General features: G+C 62.5%; 24 protein-coding genes and 1 tRNA gene. 10 read left to right on the top strand and 15 right to left on the bottom strand.

Going from position 1 to position 22,455, the window contains the following annotated elements:
* Positions 1–5: 5 nt before the first annotated feature.
* A complete protein-coding gene (locus AC1XDK_RS06520; RefSeq protein ID WP_483349002.1) occupies positions 6–833 on the top strand; it encodes a prenyltransferase in 828 nt (275 codons plus the stop codon).
* Positions 826–1,653, top strand: coding sequence for a bisanhydrobacterioruberin hydratase (gene cruF, locus AC1XDK_RS06515; protein WP_483349001.1), 828 nt, complete (start codon positions 826–828; stop codon positions 1,651–1,653). Before AC1XDK_RS06520 ends, cruF begins: the two co-directional genes overlap by 8 nt.
* Positions 1,654–1,688: 35 nt before the next feature.
* Here the strand turns inward: cruF and AC1XDK_RS06510 are convergent, their stop codons facing one another.
* From AC1XDK_RS06510 to AC1XDK_RS06500, 3 genes are all read right to left on the bottom strand, one after another.
* Complete coding sequence (locus AC1XDK_RS06510) at positions 1,689–2,003, bottom strand: GerW family sporulation protein (protein WP_483349000.1); 315 nt, start codon at positions 2,001–2,003, stop codon at positions 1,689–1,691.
* 224 nt (positions 2,004–2,227) lie between these two features.
* The gene (locus tag AC1XDK_RS06505; RefSeq protein ID WP_483348999.1) at positions 2,228–2,527 is read right to left on the bottom strand and encodes a hypothetical protein; all 300 of its coding nucleotides are present in this window, start codon (positions 2,525–2,527) and stop codon (positions 2,228–2,230) included.
* A gap of 68 nt (positions 2,528–2,595) precedes the next feature.
* The gene (locus AC1XDK_RS06500) at positions 2,596–3,396 is read right to left on the bottom strand and encodes an ArsR/SmtB family transcription factor (protein ID WP_483348998.1); all 801 of its coding nucleotides are present in this window, start codon (positions 3,394–3,396) and stop codon (positions 2,596–2,598) included.
* Positions 3,397–3,496: 100 nt separating this feature from the next.
* Between AC1XDK_RS06500 and AC1XDK_RS06495 the strand changes: the two genes are divergently transcribed.
* The 3 genes from AC1XDK_RS06495 (at position 3,497) to AC1XDK_RS06485 (ending at position 5,608) form a co-directional block, all read left to right on the top strand.
* Positions 3,497–3,838 carry a DUF7344 domain-containing protein gene (locus AC1XDK_RS06495; RefSeq protein WP_483348997.1) on the top strand — a complete coding sequence of 114 codons (342 nt, stop codon included), beginning with the start codon at positions 3,497–3,499 and terminating at the stop codon, positions 3,836–3,838.
* A gap of 110 nt (positions 3,839–3,948) precedes the next feature.
* Positions 3,949–4,728 (top strand): GHMP family kinase ATP-binding protein, encoded by a 780-nt coding sequence (locus AC1XDK_RS06490; RefSeq protein WP_483348996.1) that lies wholly within the window; start codon positions 3,949–3,951, stop codon positions 4,726–4,728.
* 46 nt (positions 4,729–4,774) lie between these two features.
* The gene (locus AC1XDK_RS06485) at positions 4,775–5,608 is read left to right on the top strand and encodes a cytochrome c oxidase subunit 3 (protein WP_483348994.1); all 834 of its coding nucleotides are present in this window, start codon (positions 4,775–4,777) and stop codon (positions 5,606–5,608) included.
* 1 nt (position 5,609) lies between these two features.
* Here AC1XDK_RS06485 and AC1XDK_RS06480 read toward each other — a convergent pair whose 3' ends face one another.
* The 3 genes from AC1XDK_RS06480 to AC1XDK_RS06470 form a co-directional block, all read right to left on the bottom strand.
* Complete coding sequence (locus AC1XDK_RS06480; RefSeq protein WP_483348993.1) at positions 5,610–6,029, bottom strand: VOC family protein; 420 nt, start codon at positions 6,027–6,029, stop codon at positions 5,610–5,612.
* Between the two features lie 70 nt (positions 6,030–6,099).
* Positions 6,100–6,660 (bottom strand): DUF7979 domain-containing protein, encoded by a 561-nt coding sequence (locus AC1XDK_RS06475; RefSeq protein WP_483348992.1) that lies wholly within the window; start codon positions 6,658–6,660, stop codon positions 6,100–6,102.
* Positions 6,660–8,921: a DUF6789 family protein gene (locus AC1XDK_RS06470; protein WP_483348991.1), complete on the bottom strand. Its 2,262-nt coding sequence runs from the start codon at positions 8,919–8,921 to the stop codon at positions 6,660–6,662. The genes AC1XDK_RS06475 and AC1XDK_RS06470 overlap by 1 nt, the downstream gene beginning before the upstream one ends.
* 172 nt (positions 8,922–9,093) lie before the next feature.
* Between AC1XDK_RS06470 and coxB the strand changes: the two genes are divergently transcribed.
* Positions 9,094–9,888 carry a cytochrome c oxidase subunit II gene (coxB, locus tag AC1XDK_RS06465; protein ID WP_483348990.1) on the top strand — a complete coding sequence of 265 codons (795 nt, stop codon included), beginning with the start codon at positions 9,094–9,096 and terminating at the stop codon, positions 9,886–9,888.
* Positions 9,889–9,910: 22 nt separating this feature from the next.
* On the opposite strand, the gene AC1XDK_RS06460 is transcribed toward coxB, so the two are convergent.
* Positions 9,911–10,279: a hypothetical protein gene (locus tag AC1XDK_RS06460; protein ID WP_483348988.1), complete on the bottom strand. Its 369-nt coding sequence runs from the start codon at positions 10,277–10,279 to the stop codon at positions 9,911–9,913.
* 349 nt (positions 10,280–10,628) lie between these two features.
* Positions 10,629–12,194, bottom strand: coding sequence for a class I adenylate-forming enzyme family protein (locus AC1XDK_RS06455; RefSeq protein ID WP_483348987.1), 1,566 nt, complete (start codon positions 12,192–12,194; stop codon positions 10,629–10,631).
* A gap of 189 nt (positions 12,195–12,383) precedes the next feature.
* Between AC1XDK_RS06455 and AC1XDK_RS06450 the strand changes: the two genes are divergently transcribed.
* Positions 12,384–13,511, top strand: coding sequence for a GNAT family N-acetyltransferase (locus tag AC1XDK_RS06450; RefSeq protein WP_483348986.1), 1,128 nt, complete (start codon positions 12,384–12,386; stop codon positions 13,509–13,511).
* 73 nt (positions 13,512–13,584) lie between these two features.
* Here the strand turns inward: AC1XDK_RS06450 and AC1XDK_RS06445 are convergent.
* Positions 13,585–13,659 (bottom strand) — tRNA-Thr (locus AC1XDK_RS06445).
* 94 nt (positions 13,660–13,753) lie between these two features.
* The gene (locus tag AC1XDK_RS06440) at positions 13,754–14,734 is read right to left on the bottom strand and encodes a class I SAM-dependent methyltransferase (protein ID WP_483348985.1); all 981 of its coding nucleotides are present in this window, start codon (positions 14,732–14,734) and stop codon (positions 13,754–13,756) included.
* An 81-nt stretch (positions 14,735–14,815) separates the two neighbouring features.
* On the opposite strand from AC1XDK_RS06440, the gene dph5 reads away from it, so the two are divergent.
* On the top strand, positions 14,816–15,619 hold the full coding sequence (gene dph5 / locus AC1XDK_RS06435) for a diphthine synthase (protein ID WP_483348984.1): 804 nt from the start codon (positions 14,816–14,818) through the stop codon (positions 15,617–15,619).
* Positions 15,620–15,730: 111 nt separating this feature from the next.
* Here the strand turns inward: dph5 and AC1XDK_RS06430 are convergent, their stop codons facing one another.
* The 4 genes from AC1XDK_RS06430 to AC1XDK_RS06415 form a co-directional block, all read right to left on the bottom strand.
* Complete coding sequence (locus tag AC1XDK_RS06430; protein WP_483348983.1) at positions 15,731–17,746, bottom strand: DUF7827 domain-containing protein; 2,016 nt, start codon at positions 17,744–17,746, stop codon at positions 15,731–15,733.
* A gap of 479 nt (positions 17,747–18,225) precedes the next feature.
* Positions 18,226–18,990: a VOC family protein gene (locus AC1XDK_RS06425; protein ID WP_483348982.1), complete on the bottom strand. Its 765-nt coding sequence runs from the start codon at positions 18,988–18,990 to the stop codon at positions 18,226–18,228.
* Between the two features lie 100 nt (positions 18,991–19,090).
* Positions 19,091–19,540: a TIGR04206 family protein gene (locus AC1XDK_RS06420; protein WP_483348981.1), complete on the bottom strand. Its 450-nt coding sequence runs from the start codon at positions 19,538–19,540 to the stop codon at positions 19,091–19,093.
* On the bottom strand, positions 19,537–20,646 hold the full coding sequence (locus AC1XDK_RS06415) for an OBG GTPase family GTP-binding protein (RefSeq protein WP_483348980.1): 1,110 nt from the start codon (positions 20,644–20,646) through the stop codon (positions 19,537–19,539). Before AC1XDK_RS06415 ends, AC1XDK_RS06420 begins: the two co-directional genes overlap by 4 nt.
* Before the next feature lie 113 nt (positions 20,647–20,759).
* On the opposite strand from AC1XDK_RS06415, the gene AC1XDK_RS06410 reads away from it, so the two are divergent.
* The gene (locus AC1XDK_RS06410; RefSeq protein ID WP_483348979.1) at positions 20,760–20,963 is read left to right on the top strand and encodes a VNG_1110C family protein; all 204 of its coding nucleotides are present in this window, start codon (positions 20,760–20,762) and stop codon (positions 20,961–20,963) included.
* A gap of 132 nt (positions 20,964–21,095) precedes the next feature.
* Entirely contained in the window at positions 21,096–21,572 is a 477-nt protein-coding gene (locus tag AC1XDK_RS06405; protein WP_483348978.1) for a 50S ribosomal protein L11, read from the top strand.
* Between the two features lie 16 nt (positions 21,573–21,588).
* Here AC1XDK_RS06405 and AC1XDK_RS06400 read toward each other — a convergent pair whose 3' ends face one another.
* On the bottom strand, positions 21,589–22,314 hold the full coding sequence (locus AC1XDK_RS06400) for a hypothetical protein (protein WP_483349844.1): 726 nt from the start codon (positions 22,312–22,314) through the stop codon (positions 21,589–21,591).
* Between the last annotated feature and the right edge of the window lie 141 nt (positions 22,315–22,455).

Below are 22,455 nucleotides of genomic sequence, written 5' to 3'. Positions count from 1 at the left end.
CCACCGTGATTCGTTCCCTCCTCACGCTGTCGCGGCCGCGCTTCTGGCTCTATCTCGCCGGGCCGGTATTAGTAGGCCTCGCCTACGGCGCGTCCACCGTCGGGGATTTGCTCTCTCCCCTCTCCATCGCCCTCTTCGTCTACTTCCTCCTCCCGGCCAACGTCTTCCTCTACGGCATCAACGACGTGTTCGACGCCGACATCGACGAGGAGAACCCGAAGAAAGCGGAGCGGGAATCGCGGTATCGAGGCGACAGGGTGGTTCCGATTGCGGTCACGGTCTGTGCCGCTCTCGGCGTCGGATTCCTGTTCGTCACGCCGTCGGCGGCGTGGCCGTGGCTCGTCGGCTTTCTCCTCCTCGGCGCGGAGTACTCCGCCCCGCCGCTCCGGTTCAAGACGACGCCGTTCCTCGATTCGCTCTCGAACGGACTGTACGTCCTTCCCGGTGCGGCGGCCTACGCCGCGCTGTCCGGGAGCCAACCGCCGCTCCTCGCCGTGACCGGCGGATGGCTCTGGGCGATGGGAATGCACACCTTCTCCGCGATTCCCGACATCGACCCCGACCGTCGTGCCGGAATTCGGACGACTGCGACGGTGTTGGGCGAATCCCGAACCCTCGCCTACTGTGCGATTTGCTGGCTTCTCGCCGCGGGTCTGTTCGCGCTCCTCGACGTTCGCGCCGGAGCGCTTCTGCTGGCCTATCCCCTCCTCGTCGTCGTGTGGGTCGCCCGCGACGTGAACATCGCGCGCGCCTACTGGTGGTATCCGGCCATCAACACCGCCGTCGGGGCCGTGCTGACCGTGGGCGGCCTGTGGGGTGTCCTCCGTGGATAGACGCGAGGCGGAGGCGCGGTTTTCCGCGCTCGTCCGCGAGAATCGCTTTACCATCGCCGTCGTCTTCCCGCTCATCGGTGCCCTGCTGTTCGTCGTGGGCTACGAGGCGTGGGTCCCCGCGTGGCTGGCGCGAAACCCCTTCCTCATCATCTTCGGGACCCTCGTCATGCGCTCGCCGCTCGTCGCCGGGTTCGCACCGCTCGTGGACCGGCGGGCGGGTATCGCACTCCTCCTGCTCACGGCGTACACCTACCTCGTCGAGTTCGTCGGCGTGACGACGGGCTACCCCTACGGCGATTTCCACTACGTACTCGAACTCGGGCCGATGCTGTTCGGGACGGTTCCGGCGGGCCTGCCGGTGTTCTTCTTCCCGCTCGTGCTGAACGGCTACCTGCTCTGTCTCCTCCTTCTCGGTCCGCGAGCGGACTCGCGGTTCGCCCGCTTCGCGGCCTCACTCTCCGTCGTCGTGGTAATCGACCTCGTGTTGGACCCGGCGGCCGTCTCGCTCGGTTTCTGGACGTACGACGGCGGCGCGTACTACGGCGTCCCGCTCATGAACTATCTCGGCTGGGTCGTCAGCGGCGCGATTGCTGTCGGATTGGTCGAACTCGGCTTCGACTGGCGGGCGCTCCGTGACAGACTCGACGACTGTGAGTTCATGCTGGACGACATGGTGAGCTTCGTCATCCTCTGGGGCGCGATGAACGCCTACTTCGGAAACTGGATTCCGGTGGGAATCGCCGTCCTGCTGTTCGTCGGTCTCAGGAAGACAGACCGGTTCGACTTCGCAGTCTTCCGGCCAACGGGAACGTCCCGCTGAGCGCGAGAGATACGGGAGAAGGAAGGGGAAGGCGTTCAGTTTCGATAGCCGGCGAGGAGGCCGAGGGCGATTCCGACGCCGAGGGTCGCGAGCGTTCGCCGCGAGTCGGAGAACCGTACGAATCGCGTTCCGTCGGGCGAAACTTCGAGCGCGCCGACCGGACCTGCCCCCGCGCCGCCACCGACTCGACTGCCGTCCGTTCTGCCGACACCTCCGAATCCGTAGCCGATCTTCGCTATGGGGATGATGGTTCGATTGCCGACCTGTATCGGGGTTCCGTACACCGCTTCGACCCCGACGTTTCGGCGGAGTTGGCGGAGCAGGGCTTCGAGTCGCTCGTATGCGTCCATATCCCCTCGAAAACGAAGGAGGGACAAATGATTTCGGGTGTCGACGGGCGGCCGGTCTCGACCGCCATCTACCTACTGTGTCGTATATAGCACACATAGCGACGCTTTTCTACCGTCGATACCAGCCACCAACCGTGGCGCGTCTACCGTCGTCGTAACATATCGAACATCATCCACCACAACCACAACAGCCAGCACTCCGCGCCACACCATCTCCTTGCTTCCTATCCATCGGCTTTTTGATGCTGTTCGGCACGACCCTGCACCCACAGTCCGACGCCGAGTAACGAGCATCCGACTCCGAGACCGAGAAGTCCCACCGAGAGTCGCTCCCGCGGGTTTCCAAGTGCCGCCTCGACCGGTACGATGTGAACCAGCACGTCCACTGCCGCCGCAACGGACGCTGTGCGCCCGAGAACGCCGGCGACGCCGACGATGACGAGCGGGAGCGAGACGACCACCGTCGCCGCTCCGAACACGATGGCGACCGTTCCGACCCGGCGGCTCATTTCTCGGTCGAGCATCGGCCGTTCCTGGAGACGACGCCGATTCCCTTAGATACGACGCCAGGTCCGTAGCGTTGCCCGCGCGTTCACTGTCGCCGATACCAGACGAGGACGGCGAGGACTAGAATCAGCGCGCCGCCCGCGAAAAAGAGCACACCGGGCGGGATTCCGGCACCCGACGCGCTTTCGGCGATGGCTCGCGTCGTCGTCGTGGTCGTGTGCATCGCCGTCGTCGACACGTCGTGTGCCGTCGTCGTCGCGGCTTCCGCGGTCGTCCGGGCCGCTTCGTGGGTCGTTCCCCCGTCCCCACCCGCCGCGTGGGTCGTTGTCGCCGCGTTCCCGGCGTTGCCGGAGCCAGCACCGGCATCCGGCGCGGCCGTCGTCGCCGCCTTGTCCCCGTTGTTGGAGGCCCCACCGAAATCCGGGAATATGGGGCCGATGACCGGCTTGTTCGTGGCGAGTCGCTGCACGACGAGGCTCGCCAGTCCGAGGATTCCGAGGCCGCCGAACAGGTTCGAGAGGGCGGATTTCAGTCCGACAGTGTCCGATTCGTTTCCGGCGAAGAGGACGAGCGGTTCCGCCGTCGGCGCGTACATCTTCATCTCTCGACCTTTGCTGGAGTAGGCCGTGTCCGCGACTTCCACGAGGTTCCCTTCTTCCAACTTTCCGAGGTGGTACTGGACGTTCTGGAGCGACGTCTCGACGCGGTCCGCGATGGTCGCGGGCGTCGCCGGCTCTTCGTACAGTTCGGCGAGGATGTCGCGTCCTGTCTGTGAGGAGAGCGCCGCGACCAGCGCGTCCGCCTCGTCGCTGTCGACGCCGACGACTCGCGGGTCGCGGTCCTCGTCCGCGACGGAATCGACGGTGGAGGGCAGGAAGTCGACCATACCCTACCATCCCAAGCGGGGATTATAACTTTGCCCGACGAAGCCGTTCCACGTATTTTATTACGGCCCGCTGAAAACGCATGCGTCGGTAGGCGAAGAAATGGACGGCGACGATAACTCGTTACGAGTACTGTTGCAGATACTCTCGGAACCTCGCCGACGGTACGCGTTGTACCATCTCCGACGACACGAAGAGACCACCGTCACCCGCCTCGCGGACAACGTTGCGGGGTGGATGGACGCGGAACGGGGCGAACCCCTTTCGGGACAGGAACACGTCTACATCTACACGGAACTCCACCACACGGACATTCCACGGCTCATCGACGCCGGAATCGTCCGTCTTCACGAGGAGGAAGAACGGGTGGAAGTCGTGTCGTTCCCCGACGTTCTCTCCGACCTCCTCGACGTGACGCTCGAATTCGACGACGGCGCGATGTGAGCGTCGTCCCCCGTTTTATACGCAGTCTAATTCGGTCGCTGAGGAAGAACGTTCGAACACGACCGTCCGTAGGCGGGAGATTGAAGGGCCGTTTTCACCTCGATAGGGATATGAGAGCGTTCGCTCCCGGAAGCGTGACGGCGGTGTTCGCACCGGCCGAGTCCGCCGACGAATCGAGAGGCGCGAGCATGGCCATCGAGGACGGCGTCGTCGCGGCGGTACGACCCGCGGACGAAACCGAGATACGACTCGACGGCGCGAAGACGCAGTTCGAACCCGTTAGCGGCGTTCTCGACGGGTTGGGACTCACTGCACGCGTGGACCTCGAACCCGAAGTTCCCATCGGGTGTGGGTTCGGCGCGAGCGGGGCGGCCACGCTCGCCACCGCGCTGGCGGCGAACGAGGAGTTCGACCTCGGACTGTCGCGGGAGGACCTCGTGCAGGCGTCGCACGTCGCCGAGGTGAACGCCGGAACCGGACTGGGCGACGTGTTCATCCAGACGGCGGGCGGCGCGTTGATGAACAAGGGGTCGGGCCGCCGACGCTGGGAACCGACCGACGCCATCGAGTACGTTTCGTTCGGCGGAATGGCGACCAGCGAGACGTTAGGCGACGCCGACCTGATGGCGCGAATCGGACGCGTCGGGGGAAAGACGCTCAACGCGCTTCCCCACGAACCGTCCTTGGAACGCCTCACGCGGGACGCGTGGTCGTTCGCACTGGCAATCGAACTGCCGACGGAACGAGTTCGGGACACCGTGGCCGACGTGGAGGCGGCGGGCGGCGCGGCGAGCATGGCGATGCTCGGAGAAACCGTCTTCGCCGTCGGCGTCGAGGACGCCCTTCCGAACCGAACGAACGTCTCCTTCGACGGCGCACACCTGCTGTAAAATCGCCGTCGATTTTTTGCCGGTCGGCGGCGTGTCTCTATCGGCTATGGCCGACACAGTGGCGTCCGATGCGTCCGCGAACGACGACGAATCCGCGCATCACGAGCGGAGTCGATGGCCCATCGTCGGCGCGGCAGGTGCGGGTGCCCTGTACCTCGGCATCGCGCTCGCCATACTCGGTTCCGTTTCGGACGTGTTCCCGCAAATCGCCGGTGTTGCCCTCGCAATCGTCGGATTCGTCATCCTCGTCGTCGGACTAGCGGGGTGGCTCGACCAAGCGTACCTACGGAACTACTGGCAACGGGGAACGAGCAAGGAGAAGAAGTACTCCTACGAGGCGACGATGGTGTCGTTCCTGTTGACCGACCTCGGAACGTTCGGCGCGGTGTTCACCTACTACTTCTTCGTTCGCGCCGGAACGTGGCCGCCGACGGAACTTCCCGACGTGCTGACCTCGCTCCTCCTCGTCAACACGACGATTCTCGTCCTGAGCAGTTTCACGCTCCACTTCTCGCACATCGCGCTTCGAAAGGGGAAGCGAAACCGCTTCCTCGCGCTCCTCGGCGTCACCGTCGTCCTCGGAGTCGGGTTCGTCGCCGGACAGGCCTACGAGTACTACGACTTCATCGTCCGCGAGGGCTTCACCCTGACCTCGGGGTTGTTCGGCAGCGCGTTCTTCGGCCTGACCGGACTGCACGGCCTCCACGTCACGCTCGGGGTAATTCTGTTGTTCGTCCTCCTCGGGCGGGCGTTACGCGGCCAGTACGATTCGGAGCGAGACACGTCGGTCAGCACCGTCTCGATGTACTGGCACTTCGTGGACGCCGTCTGGATATTCCTCGTCGTCGTGCTGTACGTCGGGTCGAGCGTGACCGGGTGAGTCACTCCCGCGCCGGTTCGACGAAGAGGAGTTCGTTCCCCTCCGGGTCGAGCGCGATGACTTCGACGCCGTACTCTCGTTCCTGCGGTTCCGATGCGAACTCGACGCCGCGAGCGCGTAGCTCCTCGTAGGTCGCGTGACAGTCGTCCACCTCCAAGCCGATCATCGGATTGTGGCCGACCACGCGTTCGTATCGGTCGGCGTCCCGTCCGTCGAACCACTCCGGCGACCGGAGGATGATGTGGACCCCCTCGCGTCCCGCGGGCGCGACGGTGAGCCATCTGTCCTCGCCCATCTCGCTGTCCTCCTTCTTCTCGAAGCCGAGCGTCTCGGTGTAGAAGTCGAGGGCTTCTTCCTGATTTCCGACTATCAGCGCGAAATGCGTCACTCGGGAAACGTGGCCGGTCGATTCCTGTGTCATGGTTCTCCCCCAGTGAACGAACGTCGGGGACCACGATATACACGTACCACCGACCGAAACTGACCGAAAATCACTGGTCGGTCCCGCGTGCTCGCTCCTCTCGTTCGAGGAGCTTTCGGTACAGCGGCGGCGTGAGAATCCCGAGCGCGCCGAGGAGGATGGACACCACGCCGAGCGGGAACAGGAGCGGGTCCACGGCGAGACACGGGTTCGCGGAGGAGATGGTCACGTACCGGGTCGTCCCGCCGGACGTGACCAGAACGCCCCGCTCGAACGCTTGCCGATGGACGAATTGGCCGCGAACCTCGCCGATGTCCCGCGGATTTTCGAGCGCGTCCTCGAACGCCCGACGTTCAGCGGGCGAAAGCTCCTCGATTCCGAACCGTCGGAGCGGGTCGGTTTGCGTCGCCGCCGTCAATTGTTCCGTCGCGCCGGGCGAGTAGACGACGATGGACGGACTCCCACAGAGGTTCAACTGGGATTGGACGACTGCGTAGCCTCCAAGCGTCCCCCCGGCGATGCCGACGGCGACGAGAAGCGTTCCGAAGAACGGCGCGCCGTAGGTCAACAACGTCTCGGAGAGCGGACTCTCGTCGTCGATGGGTTCCACGTGGCGCTCGCCGTCGCTCATCAGGCTACCCCCCAGCGTTCGGCGAGGTACTCGAACGTGGCGGACAGTCCGAAGCCGTAGAACCAGTGGGCGATGAGGACGAACACGCCGTAGGCGAGGAGGTGAAGCCCGGTCTGGCCGGTGTAGAAGGCCAGTCCGAACCCGGCGGAGATGATGGTGGCGAACGCCAACCCGGTGATGATGCGCGGACCGCCCGGAAGGTACTCGGCAAAGACGGCGAACAGGAGCGCCCACGTCGTCATCCCGCCGACGAGGAAGAGGAGGTAGCCGACCACGACGCTCTGCTCGCCGACGAATCCCGCGAGGTCGGAAAACGAGGAGAGGTCGAAGACGCCGAGAATCGTCGCGGTGAACAACACGCCCGACATGAGCATGGTCCCGACGAACCCGCCGATGGCCGCTGCGCCGGCGATACGCGGGAGCGTGTTGACCAGCGGTTCGACGCCGACCAGAATGTTCGGACTCCCTTCGCCGGGAACGTTCGTCGAGGAGGGCCGCGTCGTCTCGGGTTCCGTCGGTTCGATGCCGTATTTTGTCTCCAATCGGCGTTCGAACCACTGCCACTCGCGGGTGAACTGGTGGGTGCGTTTCAGGCCCCACACGTCGGCGGTTTGGACCGGCCTGCCGTTCCAGTAGGACCAGAGCATGTTGTAGAGCCACAACAGCACCGAGATGCCGATGAGATACGCCCCGATTGTGGCAATCCGCTGAAACGGCGCGAACTCGGGAGGATAGACGGCGTAGCGTCGCGGGAGGCTCAAAAGGCCCATGACGATGAGCGTCCCAAATGTGACGACGGACCCGACGACGAGCAACAGGGACTGAAACAGCGCGAGTTGTCGGTCGTACATCCGCCCTGTCAGGATGGGATACCAGAAGTAGCTCGCGGCGACCATCATGAACGGGATGATTCCCATGAGAATCATGTGGAAGTGGCCGACGACGTAGTAGGTGCCGTGGAAGACGATATCGACGGGGATGGCGGCGAGGAAGACGCCCGTCACGCCGCCGACGACGAAGGTGCCGATGCTGCTGATACAGAGCACCATCGGTGCCGTGAGCCGAACCCGCCCCGACCAAATCGTCGTTATCCAGTTGAACGTCTTGATGGCGCTCGGCACCGCGATGGCGATGGAGACGGCCATGAAACTCGCGCGAAGGCGCGGGTCGATGCCCGTCGTGAACATGTGATGGGCCCAGACGCCGAACGAGAGGACGCCGATTCCCATCGTGGAGTAGACGATGAACTTGAACCCGAACAGTTTTCGGCCCGCGAACTTCGGGAGGATGAAGCTCATCAGGCCCGCCGCCGGGAGGAAGATGATGTACACTTCGGGGTGGCCGAAGAACCAGAACAGGTGTTGCCAGAGGAGCGGCCCGCCGCCCTGTGGCGCGTAGAACGTGGTTCCCAACACCCGGTCGAACAGGAGCATGATGGCGGCGCTGCCGAGCAGCGGGAAGGCGAAGATGATTATCCCGCTCGTCACGAGGATGTTCCAGACGAAGATGTCGAGGGAGTCGAACCCGATGTCGTCGGCGCGTTCGTAGAAGATGGTGACGATGAAGTTGATGGCTCCGAGGGTGGTGGCGATGCCGGACAGGTGCAGGCCGAGGAGCAGGAAATCGACCTGCGGGTTCGTACTCTGGGTGGAAAGCGGCGTGTACAGCGTCCACCCGAGTTCCGGGTCGCGGAGCGTCCAGAAGAAATCGAAGAGGTTCCCGTGGACGCCGAACAGGCGGAGGAACTGGCCGACGACCTGTGCGGGAAGGCCGCCGCGAACGAGAAGCAGCGCGGGCGGCAGGAGCCAGAACCCGATGGCGTTCAGGCGCGGGAACGCCATGTCGTCCGCGCCGATGAGCAGCGGGAGAAAGTAGTTGGCGATGCCGAAGAACACCGGCGTGACGAAGAAAAACAGCATCGTGAGACCGTGTGAGGTGAACAGCGCGTTGTACGTCTCGGTGGACCAGATGCTCGCGTTGGGCGTCAACAGTTCCGTCCGCATCATCATGGCTTCGATGCCGCCCCAAAGTGCCGCGAACGTGCCGAAGATGATGTACAGCGTCCCGATTTCGCGGTGGTTCGTCGTCGTCGTCCAGTGGGTGATGGCCCGCCACACCGAACCGAGGTCGAAATCGAACTCGCGCCGCGCCGGATAGCCGCCGTCCGGTTCCGCGGCCTGTCGGTGTGACCGTCGCGCGAGCAGCCAACAACCGGCGACGACGAAGAAAAGCGCGGTGAACTCGACCAGCGCCCGATTCATCGTGAGAGCCACTCCCCGTAGCGTTCGCTCGTCCCCCTCCCCTCGTGCATACTCACTCGTGTCAATGGCGAACACGATAAAGGCGCAGGGCGCATTCGTCATTTCTGACACATACCGTACAGTTCATCGAACGCACGATAGCTATATGCACGCGTCTGTTGACTCGGGAACGATGCGAGTTCGTCGCAGGGGGGCATCTCGGTGGGGGACGCTGGTGTGCCTGTTCGTCGTCGCCGGAATCGCCGCCATCGAACCAGCGGCCGCACAGTCGGTCAACAAACGCCTCATCGACTCACTCAACTTTCAACTCGCCTACGTGGCGCTGCCGCTGACGCTCTTCGTCGAAATCATTCTGGTTTACGCCGTCTTCAGGTTTCGGAACAACGACGACCCGTTGCCCACGGCGGAAGACCCGCCGCTCGAAATCACGTGGACCATCGCGACCGCCATCATCCTGCTGTTCGTCGGCGTCGCCGCGTTCACCGTGCTGACGAGTCCGTACATCACGCCGACCCAACCGTCGGGCGGCGCGGGGGCGAACGGCGGTGCGAGGGTGGGTCTCGCCGACGCCGCAAACGGGAACGACACCGTGACGGTCCGCGGCCTCGCCTACCAGTGGGGATGGCAGTTCAGCTATCCGGGAACGAACGTCACGACGCACGACGAACTCGTCCTTCCGGCACACACCGAGGTCTACGTTCGGATGACCTCGGCGGACGTGATTCATTCCCTGTTCGTCCCGCAACTCGGGGTCAAACAGGACGTGTTTCCCAGTCGAACGACGGTGATTCACACCCGCGTCTTCGAACCCGGAACGTACCGAGGCTACTGCGCCGAGTTCTGTGGGACCGGTCACGCCCGCATGCGAACGACGGTCCGCGTCCTCCCGAAGGACGAGTATCGCCAGTGGCTCGAGAATTCGACGCGGAACGACAACGCGACGGCGAACGGCAACGCGACCGGATAAAAAGGGTTCGTAGTGGTCGGATTTACGCTTGGTCGCTGTCCGAGACGTGAACGTTTTCGAGCGTCAGACCGATGTTCTTCAGCGTCACGTTCACGTGGCCGATTTCGTAGGTCTTCCCGTCGAAGGTGACGTGGAGGCCGTCGATGGACATCGTGGAGCACTCGAGCGTGTACTGTTGCTGGTCGACGTCGAGGTTCGGGAATCCCGGCCCGGACAGGGTCGTGTCCGCGACGGTTATCGTGGCGTCGCTGATGGTGATGTCCTGTCCACCTACTTTCGTGACGGTGCTGTCGGTAGCCTGACCATCAGCGAGTGCGACGCCCGCGCTTGCACTGAGGAGGAGGGCGACTATCGACATGGTTGCGAGGAGTCTCCGTGGTGTGACTCTCATGGTACTCCCTCCTCCGTCGCCAAGCCGAAAAAACAGCGTAGATAGTTGCGACGGTTCTGTCGAGTACACGGTCGTTCATTGACACGCCAAAACGTTTGAAAGAACAGTCAAAACGCCTTGTAGTGGGCTTTTAAGCGTTTTAGCGTTCGATTTCGAACGAGCGAAAATCGTGCTGGCGTAGCGAGGTCGTTCTCCGAGTATAGGGCCGCCCTACCCGAAAAGCAGCGGATACCTGCAAGTCGGAGTGCACTCACTGTCGCCGGTGGGTCGTCACCGACCCCTCGTTCACCCCGCTTGACCGACGACGGTTCATCGTCCCACTCCGTCTTCCGGTAGGGCGTCGCGGAACTCAATCGTCCGCCTGTCCACCGAGTTCGAACCGCTGTACTTTCCCGCTCGTCGTCCGCGGGAGCGTCCCGACGAACTCGATTTCGCGCGGATGTTTGTACGCGGCCATCGTCTCCAGACAGTGTTCGCGCAGTCGGTCCGCGTCCGGCGTCACACCTGTCGTCGGAACCACGTACGCCACGACGGTTTCGACGCGGCGGTCGTCCGGTTTCCCGACCACGGCCACCTCGGACACGCCGGGATGGTCGTAGAGTACCTCCTCCACCTCCTGCGGATAGACGTTGTAGCCCGCGGTGACGATGCGGTCCGATTTCCGCCCGAGTACCTCGTAGTAGTTGTCCTTGTCACGGCGCACGATATCGCCGGTTTTGAAGTAGCCGCCGTCGGTGAACGCTTTCTCGGTCGCCTCCGGGCGCTCGTGATACTCGGCCATGACGTGTGGCCCCCGCACGAGCAGTTCACCTGCCTCGCCCGGCGGAACCTCCTCATCATCCGTATCGACTATCAGGCAGTCCGTCGCGCGAAACGGCTGGCCGATGGTTCCCGGACGCGGCCCGAACGTCGCGTTGATTCCGGCGTGAGTGCCGCCGCCCGTCTCGGTCAATCCGTACGCTTCGAACAGTTCTACGCCGACACCGTCCTCGAACGCCTCCTGTACCGGCGTCGGCATCGTCGCACCGCCCTCCATCGACTCGGCCAAACTAGACAGGTCGTACTCGCCGAAGGACTCGTGTTGGACGATATCGACGTACATCGCGGCGACGGCACCGAACTTCGTGATTCGCTCCGCCTCGATGGTCGCCATCGCATCCTCGGGGTCCCACGACTCGGAATCGCGGAGGAACACGCTGGCACCTCTCACGAGGGGTTGCCACGTCCGGTTGACGAACCCCGCGATGTGCGACAGCGGCAGCACCGACAGAAACCGCTCCTCGTCGGCGTCGAGGGCCGTCCGCTCGAAGCCCATGAACGACTGCGCCCGAAGGTTTCGATGGGTCAGTAGGACCCCCTTCGGCCTCCCCGTCGTGCCGCTGGTGTACGGTTGCATCGCCACGTCCTCGTCCGTTCGTTCGGCGACGAACGGGTCGTCGTCCACCTTCTCGAAGGGGATGTCCTCGCTCTCATCCCCTCCGTTCCCCGTCGCTCGCCGCCCGATGACGAGCGGGTCGGTATCGATTCGCCGTATCGCGTCGGAGGCAGTCTCGCGGAGCGATTCGTCCACCACGATAGCCTTCGCATCGCTGTCCTCCAATCGGTACGCGACTTCCCGCGTTCGATATTGGGGATTCATCGGGACGAACGGCATCCCCGCCTTTAGCGCGCCGAGGGCCGCGACGACGAACCCCGGGCAGTTGGGGAGAAAGAGCGCGATTCGGTCGCCGGGACGAAACCCACGAGCGCGCAATCCACCCGCAAAGCGCGCGGAACGGTCCCGAAGTTCGGCGTGCGTGTACCGTTCACCGTCCGTTTCGAGCGCGAGCTTTTCCGGGTGGCGCTCCGCGGTTTCGTCGTACAGTCGCGCGACGTTCCCCGTTCGGGCCGCGACTGAAAACGCGTCGGCCTTCATGCGAACACACCCGGTACACCACGTGAAAAGCGCGGAGTATCGTTCATTCGAGGAGCCAATTGCGGGGCGACTTACGCTACCTCTTCCGTCAAAGCAGGAACCCCGTATCCCCCGTTCGTTGCCGAAGCGGGAACCTACATACCTGAACGACCGGCTCGATTTACGTCGGCCGTGGTCGTCCATTCCTCGATGGTCGACGAGATGGCAACAACCGAGACTGGAACCGACGGGTCGTACGTCGTCCGGCAGTACGAGTCGGGTGACCGCTCGGAGGTGTTGGCGCTGTACGAGACGGTGTTCGGTGACCGCCGAGGCCGCGGCGAATGGTTCGACTGGAAGTTCCGGGACAACCCGTATCTGTCACACGTCCCGATTTGCGTCGCGGAGCGGAACGGCGACATCGTCGGTGCCCGACCGAGCCTTCCGATTCCCCTCTCGGTCGGCGGAACGCGGGAACTCGCGCTGGTACAGGTGGACCCGATGGTTCACCCGGACCACCGCCGACAGGGGTTGTTCACCCGGATGGCGAAACACGTCTACGACCACTACGGCCCGCGAGAGCCATCCATCGTCGTCGGGTTTCCGAACGAAGCCGTGAAATCGGGATTGGAGAAGTTGGCCGACAAACTCGCCCTCCGAGACGGCGTTCTCACGGACTTCACCGAACACTACCGCGTGCAGAACCCCAAGTCTCTGACCAATTCACCGGTTGCGAGCGCCGCGCTCCCCGCGATTCGAGGCTACCTCGCCGCCCGCGACCGGTTGGTTTCGTCCACATCGGACGACGTCATCGACCGCTACGACGACCACCATCCGGCTATGCTCGCCGATATCGCCGCCACGCAACGAACCGCGCTCGCCCATGCCGTCCGCGACGAGGAGTTCTTCGCGTGGCGCTTCCGAAACCCCCGCTACGAGTACACGACCTACGTCTATCGCGGGGAGGACGCCCCGGTCGCCATCGTCGTCGGCGAACAACAGGGGACGGACCAAACCATCGTTCACATCTCTGACGTGCTCCCGGTTTCCGGAGGAACGCCGCGAGACCGAGCTCTCACCGCGCTCCTCGGACACGTCCTCTCGGAGTACCGCGACGCCGATGTCATCGTCGCGGCGGGGACCACGCTGCCCCGAACCGTACTGTCGGAGCACGGATTTCTCCCGACCGACCGGTTCCCGCTCTCGCGGTTGACCTCCGCCTACTGGTTCTCGGCCCGTCCAGTCGGTGGGTCGGGCGAGGAGTGGACGGTCAACGGACGACGACTGGCCGACGAGGAGAGTTGGAACTTGTCGTTCTGTGAGTTGGAAGTGGGGTGAAAGTAGAGTCCATACCGTTGTTCAGTTCCTCCAAAACGAGTCCGCCACTCACGAAGTAGTTCGTCGAAAAGTAAGCCGGTGGAGGGATTTGAACCCTCGGCCTATTCCTTACGAAGGAATCGCTCTAGCCAGTCTGAGCTACACCGGCGCAGTACAGGGCTTCCAACTGCATTACAACGTAGACACCACGGTGTGCATAAGGGTTGCGAAACGCCCGCGCCGTATGGCGTTAATTCATCCCGCTACCGCGTCAATCGCACGTCCAGACAGACGTTGAGTTCGTGTGGCGCGTACGACCGCACCGATCGACGCGTCTCGACCGAGACGTCGTACTCCGGCTCTGCCACTGCGCGAATCGCCTCCTCGCCCGGCCCGAACGGGTCGTCCTCGTGCTGAATGTCGTAGTAGTGAACGACGCAATCGTCACCGGCGAGGCGAACCGCCGTGTCGAGGAACTCGTTCGCGCTGTGCGGGAGGTTCATGACGAGGCGGTCAGCCCAGTTTTCGTACTCCGCCGCCGTCTCACGAACGTCGCCGCAAATCGCCGTCACGCGGTCTTCCACGCCGTTTCGACGGGCATTCTCGCGGAGGTAGTCGATGGCGACGTCGTTCACGTCCGCGCCGACGACCGTCGCGTCGCGCTTCGCGAACGGAACCACGAACGGCCCCACGCCCGCGAACATGTCGAAAGCGCGTTCGTCCGGTTCGACCTGCTCGGCGACGCGGTGGCGCTCCGTGGCGAGTCGGGGGGAGAAGTACACCCGCGCGACGTCCAACAGGAACTCACTGCCGTACTCGCGGTGGACGGTTTCGGTGCCGTTCCCGGCCAGCACGTCCCAGTCACGCACGCGGGTTTCGCCTTTCACCTTCGATGCACGGTTGAGGACCGTCTCGACCGGGAGCGCGGAGGAGACCATCGCCGCCGCGATTTCGTTCGCCCGTTCGGAGTCCTCCTCGTCGATGAGGACGATCTCGCCTAATCGCTCGTAGCTCGGTTCGAAGCCGAGGATGTCGGCGGGCATCTGCTGTGTCGTCCGCGTGGGAAGGTCGTGACTGACGACCTCGAACTTCTCCGGAACCGCATCGCGGTCGGTGACTGGGATGTAAAGCAACCCGTCTTCCACGACGATTTCCACCTCGTCCACTATCAAATCTGCCTCCGCGAGTTCACGGCGCGCCTCCTCCCCCCGTTTCCGTTCGACGCGCACGCACGGTACTTCCATACGTCATGGTTGCCGGAAGCGGGCGTTAACGCTGACGCTTCGGGTCGCACCGCTTAAACGTCCCTCATTCCAACACCCTGCATGCTCACTTTCATCGGACTCGGCCTGTACGACGAGCGTTCGATAACCGTCGAGGGCCGCGAAGCAGTCGAGGACGCCGACGGCGTCTTCGCCGAATTCTACACCAGCAAACTCATCGGTGCCGACGTGACCGACCTCGAAGCGTTCCACGACATAGACATCGAGGTTCGAGACCGCGCCGGCGTCGAACAGGACCCCGAGGACATCCTCGCCGCCGCCGAGTCGGGTCACGCCGCCTTCCTCACCGCCGGCGACACGATGATTTCCACCACGCACGTCGACCTCAGACTCCGCGCCGAGGACCGCGGCATCGACACCCGCGTGATTCACGCGCCGACCGCCGAATCCGCGGCCAGCGGCCTCACCGGCCTACAAAACTATCGCTTCGGAAAAGCCACCACGCTGCCGTTCGAGTACGCACACGGCGCGGACGGCCTCCCGGCGAGCGTGATCGACGTGCTGGACGACAACCGCGAACGGGGCCTGCACACGCTCGTCTACCTGGACATCAAAGTCGGCTGGAACCCGAGAGCGGGAGACGAAACCCAGGAGGACGAATACATGACGGCAAGTCACGCGGCGGAACTGCTCGCCGACGGCTACGATGACGTACTCGCCGTCGTCGTCGCGCGTGCGGGAAGCCCCGACCCGCAGGTTCACGCCGACCGACTCTCGGACCTCGCAACCGGCGATTTCGGCGACCCGTTGCACCTCCTCGTCGTTCCGGGTGACCTCCATCACATCGAAGCGGACGCGTTGGAATCGCTCGCGGACGCACCGAGCGACTTGCTCGACGTCGCATAGAACGGCTCTTTTTCCTCAATTTCGACGCGTTCGATAGCGCCACCGCTCACGGGTCGAGTGCTCGAAAAATGAAGTAGTTTTCGTCAGTCGAAATCAGACTCGGTGTCCGATTTAGTTCTCTCGGCGGAGCGCGAGGAGCGCGGCCGCGAGGAGTGCAACGACGGAGATAGCGACGCCGAATCCGGGCTGACCCTCATCGTTCGTCGTGGTCTCTTCCGAGGACGAGGTGGTCGTCTTGGACGAGGACGTCGTGGTCTCTTCCGAGGATGACGTGGTCGTCTCTTCAGAGGACGACGTAGTCGTCGTGGTCGTCGTCGTGGTCGTCGTCGTGGTCGTCGTGGTCGTGGTCGGCTCGTCGGAGTTCTGGTTCAGCGTGCCGCTGACCGAATCGGTGTGACCGTTCACCATCGCTTTCACGCTGAATTCGGTTCCGTTGTCGTAGCCGCTGAAGTCGAACATGCCCGAGAACGTGCCGTCCTGGTTGACCGTGACGTCCTGGTCCATGAAGAAGACACCCGATGCACGGGACTGGATCGTCACCGTGGTGCCGGGCGCGAGGTTGGTCGTGCCTGCGATGGACTGGTTGTCCGATGGCGCGGCACTGATGTCGTTGCCCTCGTTCAGCTCGAGCGTCGGTTCGTTGACCGAAACAGTCGTCGAGACGGACTGGCTGTTGTCGGGTGCGACGCGGTAGTCGTCGTCGACCGTGAACTTGGCCGTCCACTCGCCGTAGAGGTCGTCGTTGCTGATGGCAGCGTCGACGTCCTTCGTGTCAACGATGACGTAGAACGTTTCGTTTGCACCGTCCGAGAGCAGCGAGACGCCGCTCTGGGTGGTGTTGAACGAGTCCGCGACACTGTTCGGTTCGGGGTTCTTCTCCGTGACTTCGAACGAGAGGCCGGGAACGTCGCTGACGTTCTCCGCCATGTTCGATTCGTTCTCGAGAGCGCCGTAGATACCGGTGGCGTCGACTTGGAAGACGAGCTGGTCGCCCTTTGCAACGCTGTTGCGCTGGGTGACTGCGTCAGTCAGTTCCGAGACGTCGCCGAGGTCGGCGTTTTCGGGTGCGACCCACGAGTTGATACCGTCCGTGGAACGGTCGTTGACCGAGAGCGACGAAACGTCGTCGGGGTTGGACGACGTCGTGTTGACCGTCATCTCGTACGCGTAGTCACCGGAGGTGACTGCGAGTGGCGAGCTGAGTTCAGAGCTGTTCCAGTGCGCCGTCGCGGAGTCGTCGCTCGAGGACGAAACGTACAGGACGTTGTTGGCCGTGGCGTTCGTCGTGCGGTAGGTGTTCAGGTAGAGCGTGACGAGACCGTCGTCGTCACCGTCGGTGACGGTTGCGTTGATCTCGAAGTTGTCCTTTTCCTTGTCACCGATGACGACGTGAGCGTTCTTCGTGTTCTCGAGGGACACCGTAATCGGGACGATGTCACCGCGCGGGACGCTGTAGACGCTGTCCTGGAACTGAGCCGAGACGTCACCAGCATCTTCGACCGTGATTTCGAAGGTCTGGGATGCGGTCGTGTCGTCGACGCTGACGGTGAGGTTGTAGGTACCCGGCTCGAGGTCGCTGATGGCACCGAAGTCAACTACGAATTCGTGCGTGCCGTCGCCCTCTTCGTAAAGGTTCGTGTAGCTCTTGGACCAGTCTTCGTCGATTTCGTCCGAGGTGACGGAGACGTTGAAGTTCTCGCGGTTCGAGTCCGCGATGGAGAACGTGAGCTTGCTGTCGTCGCCAGCGTTCTTGACGGAGGTCGAGTCAGCCTCGACCGAGAACGTCTGCTCGACGACTTGGAAGCTGAAGTCCGTGCTCGCTCCACTGAGGTTGTAGAAGCCGGGGGAGAGCTCGTCCGTGCTGATGTTGAAGGAACCGCTTCCCGTACTGTAGCTGTCTACGAACCCGTCGTTTCCATCTTTACCCTTGCTGAGGGTGACTGTACTACTACTGTTCGCAGACACGTTCCCGACCTGGCCTTGGTAGACAACGGTGCCAGACGAAATGGTGGTGTCCGGCGACGCTGCGGCGGCCGATCCTGCGAACGCCATGGTGCCGGCGAAGACCGACAGCACGAGCATCGCGGTCAGCGCGATGCTGCGAATCTTGTTATTATTTTCTGTCATGCTTTCTCGTTGGTTGTTTCTCGTATGGCGACATTTTCTTTCCCACGACCGTGTAGACATTCCGTCCGACCCGAACCGACTCGGGAGGAAGTGGTACTCCGTTTGCCACCATGGGTAGGGGTACAGGAAGAACGTTAGTCCCTTGTTATAAATGCTTTGTGGTATAAAATCGAACCACAACCACTCATAGTCCAGAATTCGGACAATAGCGGCCTTAATGGGGTTTCGATGAATGGTAAGAGAATAGACTGTTGCTGGCGCTTCGGCTGTAACCGAACGAAAACAAGACCCCATTAATGGAACGATTCAACATTCCAGTCTTTAAGTATGCAGAACGGACCGCATCGAGGGGAATCGGGAGAGTCCGCACGTTCATGAAATCTAACAGTGATTGAAACACAAATTATATTTTCAGATAACAAGGTCATTTCTCCTCAAGAACAGGAGTTTACGAGAAACAGTAATCGTCGGTAAACGGCCTACTCTTGCTCGACTATCTCGATTTCGTGGCCGTCCTGGTCCTTCGTAAACGCGTACCTGTCGTCGCACGATTCTGGGTCGCGGTAGTCGTCCGCCTCGCGCTCCATCAGGGACTCCCACGTCTCGTGGAGGTCATCCGAACGCACTGCGAGGTGACCCCACGCGTCTCCCATCTCGTAGGACCGGCCGTCGTAGTTGTACGTGAGTTCGACCGCCATCGTCTCTTGTGCGGCGCCTTCGGGCTTCATGAAGTAGTTCGCGAACGAATCCGATTCCCAACGACCGGTGTGTTCGTACTCGAACTTCCGCGTCCAGAAGCCGAGCGCTTCGTCGGCGTCTTCCACACGAATCATCGTGTGGTCGATGCTCCACTTCTCGCCGTAGTCGCGCTTTACGATCTCGATCTCGTGTCCGTCGGGGTCCTTGACGAAGGCGTACCGGCCGCCACAGGACTCCGGGTCGCGGTAGTCCTCGACGCCCTCGTCCATCAGTTGCTGGTACGACGATTCGAGTTCGTCTTCCGGGACGCGCACCGCGATGTGGCCCCACGCGTCGCCCGTCTCGTACGACCGGTCGTCGTGGTTGTACGTGAGTTCGAGGACGGCACCGTCGTCGTGGACGTCCACCGGGCCGAGAAAGACGTTCGTGAATGTGTCCGCCTCCCAGCGGCCCTTCTCCTCGTAATCGAGGTGTGTTTCGTACCAGTCGAGCGATTCGTCCAAGTCCTCTACACGCATCATCACGTGGTCGAAAGTCCCGCTCATACGTCCGACACCACCCGCTCCGAAGCGAAAAGGGTACCGCTCGCGGAACTTCGATACTGAATCTGTCATCTTGCGCGTTTCACGCATGCACGCGTGCGAACTACTCTATAATTTTTCCGAGGTCGGACCGGTGGAACCACCACGCACACGACCAGAGACAGACCGGCCCGAACGGGACGACGTAACCGGTCCGATGAACGAACCGGAGCGAAAAACTCACGTGCGTGATTCCCGCGAACACGAGCAACCAACCGGTCACTCGTCGGTCTTCGAACCGTCCGGCGAACGAACTCAGGACGGCGAGGAGGTACAGACACACGCTCAACGGCCACGCGAGGAGTTGCTGCGGGAGGCCGGATGTGAGGACGAACAGGTAGTCGGGCAGCGTCGTGACGTGGTGGGTCGTCGGATTCAACAGCCCCCACGGAAAGACGAGCGTCGTGCCGCCGGACGCGACGAGAACCGTCCACGGGAGGAAAAACAGCGCGAGGAGGACGAGTCGACGACGCCATTCCGGAGCGAGCAGTGTGGGCGGAACGGAGCGGCTCACTTTCGAAGGATGAGTCGGAGTACGTCTTCGTCCGCGAGTTCGTGTCCCACGCCGACCTGCTGTTCGTCGTGTTTCGCGCTCGGTCCGCTGACGCGGGCGAACCGGAACCGCTGTTGCATCTCGCCGCCGAGGTAGCGACAGGCGTCCTCGATGGTGCTTCCCTTCGGAAGGACGAGCGGTTCATCGTAATCGACGCCGCGCCCCGGCTTGTCCATGTAAATCCGCATCAGGCCGAGTTCGTCCCAAATCTTCTCCTTCAGCACGTCGAGTCCCTTCTCCTTCTCCGCGCTGATGAACACGGCCTCGTCGGGGTCGACGCCGTGGTCACGCAGTTGTTCGCGGACGGTTTCCGCGTAGTCGTGTTCGATGAGGTCCACCTTGTTCACCGTGACCATCGAGGGGATGTAGACCCGGTTGTCCATGATACCGTCGATGAGACGGTCGATGTCCACCTTCTCGCGGAGGGTGACGTTCGCGTTCACGTACCCGCGCTCGCGGAGGACTTCCTTGATGACGTTCTCGGAGATGTCCTGGTCCGCACTGGACGTCACCCTGATTCCGCCCCGACCTTTCTTCGCAATGGAGATGCTCGGCGGTTGGGAGTCGAGTCGAATCTTGTTCTCGTACAGTTCCTCCCGAAGCCGCTCGTACTGGTCGATTTCGAAGACCGAGAGGACGAAGACGGCGAGGTCCGCGGCGCGGACGACGGACAGGACCTCCTGTCCGCCACCTCGCCCGTGGGCGGCACCCTCGATGAGGCCGGGAACGTCGAGGAGTTGGATATTCGCGCCGTTGTACTGCAACATCCCCGGATTCACGTTCAACGTCGTGAACTCGTACTCCCCGACTTCGCTCTCCGCGGCGGTGAGCGAGTTCAGTAGGGTCGATTTACCGACGCTCGGAAACCCGACGAACGCGACCGTCGCGTCGCCCGTCTTCTCGACGGCGTAGCCCTCTCCGCCACCGGCGGAGGACTGGTTCTGTAGCTTCTCCTTTTTCTCCGCGAGTTTCGCCTTCAGCCGACCGATGTGGCTCTCGGTGGACTTGTTGTACGGCGTGTCCGATATTTCCTCGCGGAGTGCTTCGATTTCCTCCTCCAGTCCCATTAGCAACACGTCGGCCGTGACCGCCGAAAAACTTGTTCTTTCTCGTCAGTGAGATTCTGTCGCGCATTTCGACACGTTAATAGGTTGCGCCCCGCGAACCCACACGTAGGCAAATGCCGAATCCCGCTCATCTCCGAGATAGCACACAGATAGTCCTCCATCGAAGCGCTCTTAGCGGGATTCGTAGCGAACTCGAATGCAAGTTCATGCTGACCATCGTCCGGATGGACGACGAGCGATTCCGACTCATCGGAAGTCCCGTCGAGATCAAGAACGCGAGTCAGTTCTTGGGACGACACGGCGTGAGTCTACCGTAGTCGTGTCGAATCAGTTTTCGTTTTGGGTGGCTCATTCGCGAGTGAACAGTTGGCACTCTCGACGCCGGAATCCACCGTTCGACGACGCCGCAAAAGAAAATCCTTAAAACTCCGGCGAGATTTCGGTTACGTATGGTAGATACGATCGAAGTACTCGTCCCCGGCGGACAGGCCAATCCCGGCCCACCACTCGGCCCGGAACTCGGCCCGACCGCGGTCAACGTACAGGAAGTCGTCAACGAAATCAACGAGCAGACGGCAGCGTTCGACGGGACGGAAGTCCCCGTCACCGTCTTCGTCGAGGACGACGGCAGTTTCAGCCTCGAAATCGGTGTCCCGCCGACGGCGGCGCTCATCAAGGACGAGGCCGGATTCGAGACGGGCAGCGGCGAACCCCAGAAGGACTTCGTCGCCGACCTCTCCATCGACCAAGTGAAGAAAATCGCGGAGCAGAAGAAACCCGACCTCCTCGCCTACGACACGAAGAACGCGGCGAAGGAAGTCGTCGGCACGTGTGCCTCGCTCGGTGTCACCATCGAGGGTGACGACGCACGCGAGTTCAAAGTCAAGGTCGACGACGGCGAGTACGACGACGCTCTCTCCGCGTAACTCGATTCTTCTTCCACTATACCAACAACAGTATCGCCGAGTAGCCACCGGCACCGATAGCGAACGACCAGAAACGGCTCTGGCGTTCCTCCGGTAACTCCTCTTTGATGACGTTCAGAATGACGCCGCCCGCGAGAAACGCGAAGAGCGTGTTCACGACGGCTTCGTCGACGTGCGTGTTGATGCCGATACCCCATCCGGCCACGACGGCGACGGCCAGCACCCAGCGTCCGATGCGGTCGTATATCTCCCGGTGATGCGCTCGGAAGCCGTAATCGTTGACGATGAAGTGCAATCCCATGGCGACGGCGTACAGCACCAACCCCGCGAGACCCGGTTGTTCCCGATGGACGAGGAGGTAGCCGATGAGCGCGTTGTACGCGGTGAACGCTCCGATGTGAATCCAGAAGACGGTCGTGTTCACCTCCGGACGGACGTCTGTGTCGCGGCCGGATTCCTGTGCGAAGCGCTCCAACCCGTAGAACAGGGCGAATCCGGTGAGCGCGACGAGGAAGACGTGGCGTTCGAGGAATCCGGCGAAGAGGGGAACCGATTCGAGTATCGTCCCACCGCGGAGTTCGGGGAGGATGTGAACGAAGACGTAGGCCACCGACGCGCCACCGGCGGCCGAAAGCCACATGCTGCGCGGAACCACCCGAAACGCTCGAACCCGTCCCGCACTCAGGTGAACGAGGGCGAGCGCAACTGCTACGATACCAGTGAACGGCGTCATCGTCGTCATCGTTCGTGCCTGTGATGCGACCCCAAACCGCATACCAGTGACGGCTCTGACGGCCGTCCGGACCGAAATGGTTCGACGGGTTTAAGTTCCGCATGCGTCAAATTCGGGTGAGACAGGCATGGCCTGTTTCACTGACCCGTA

It is taken from the genome of Haladaptatus sp. HS23, assembly GCF_056892285.1.
The sequence above is the reverse complement of the archived record's forward strand: the minus strand, read 5'-3'. Positions and strand labels throughout refer to the sequence as shown.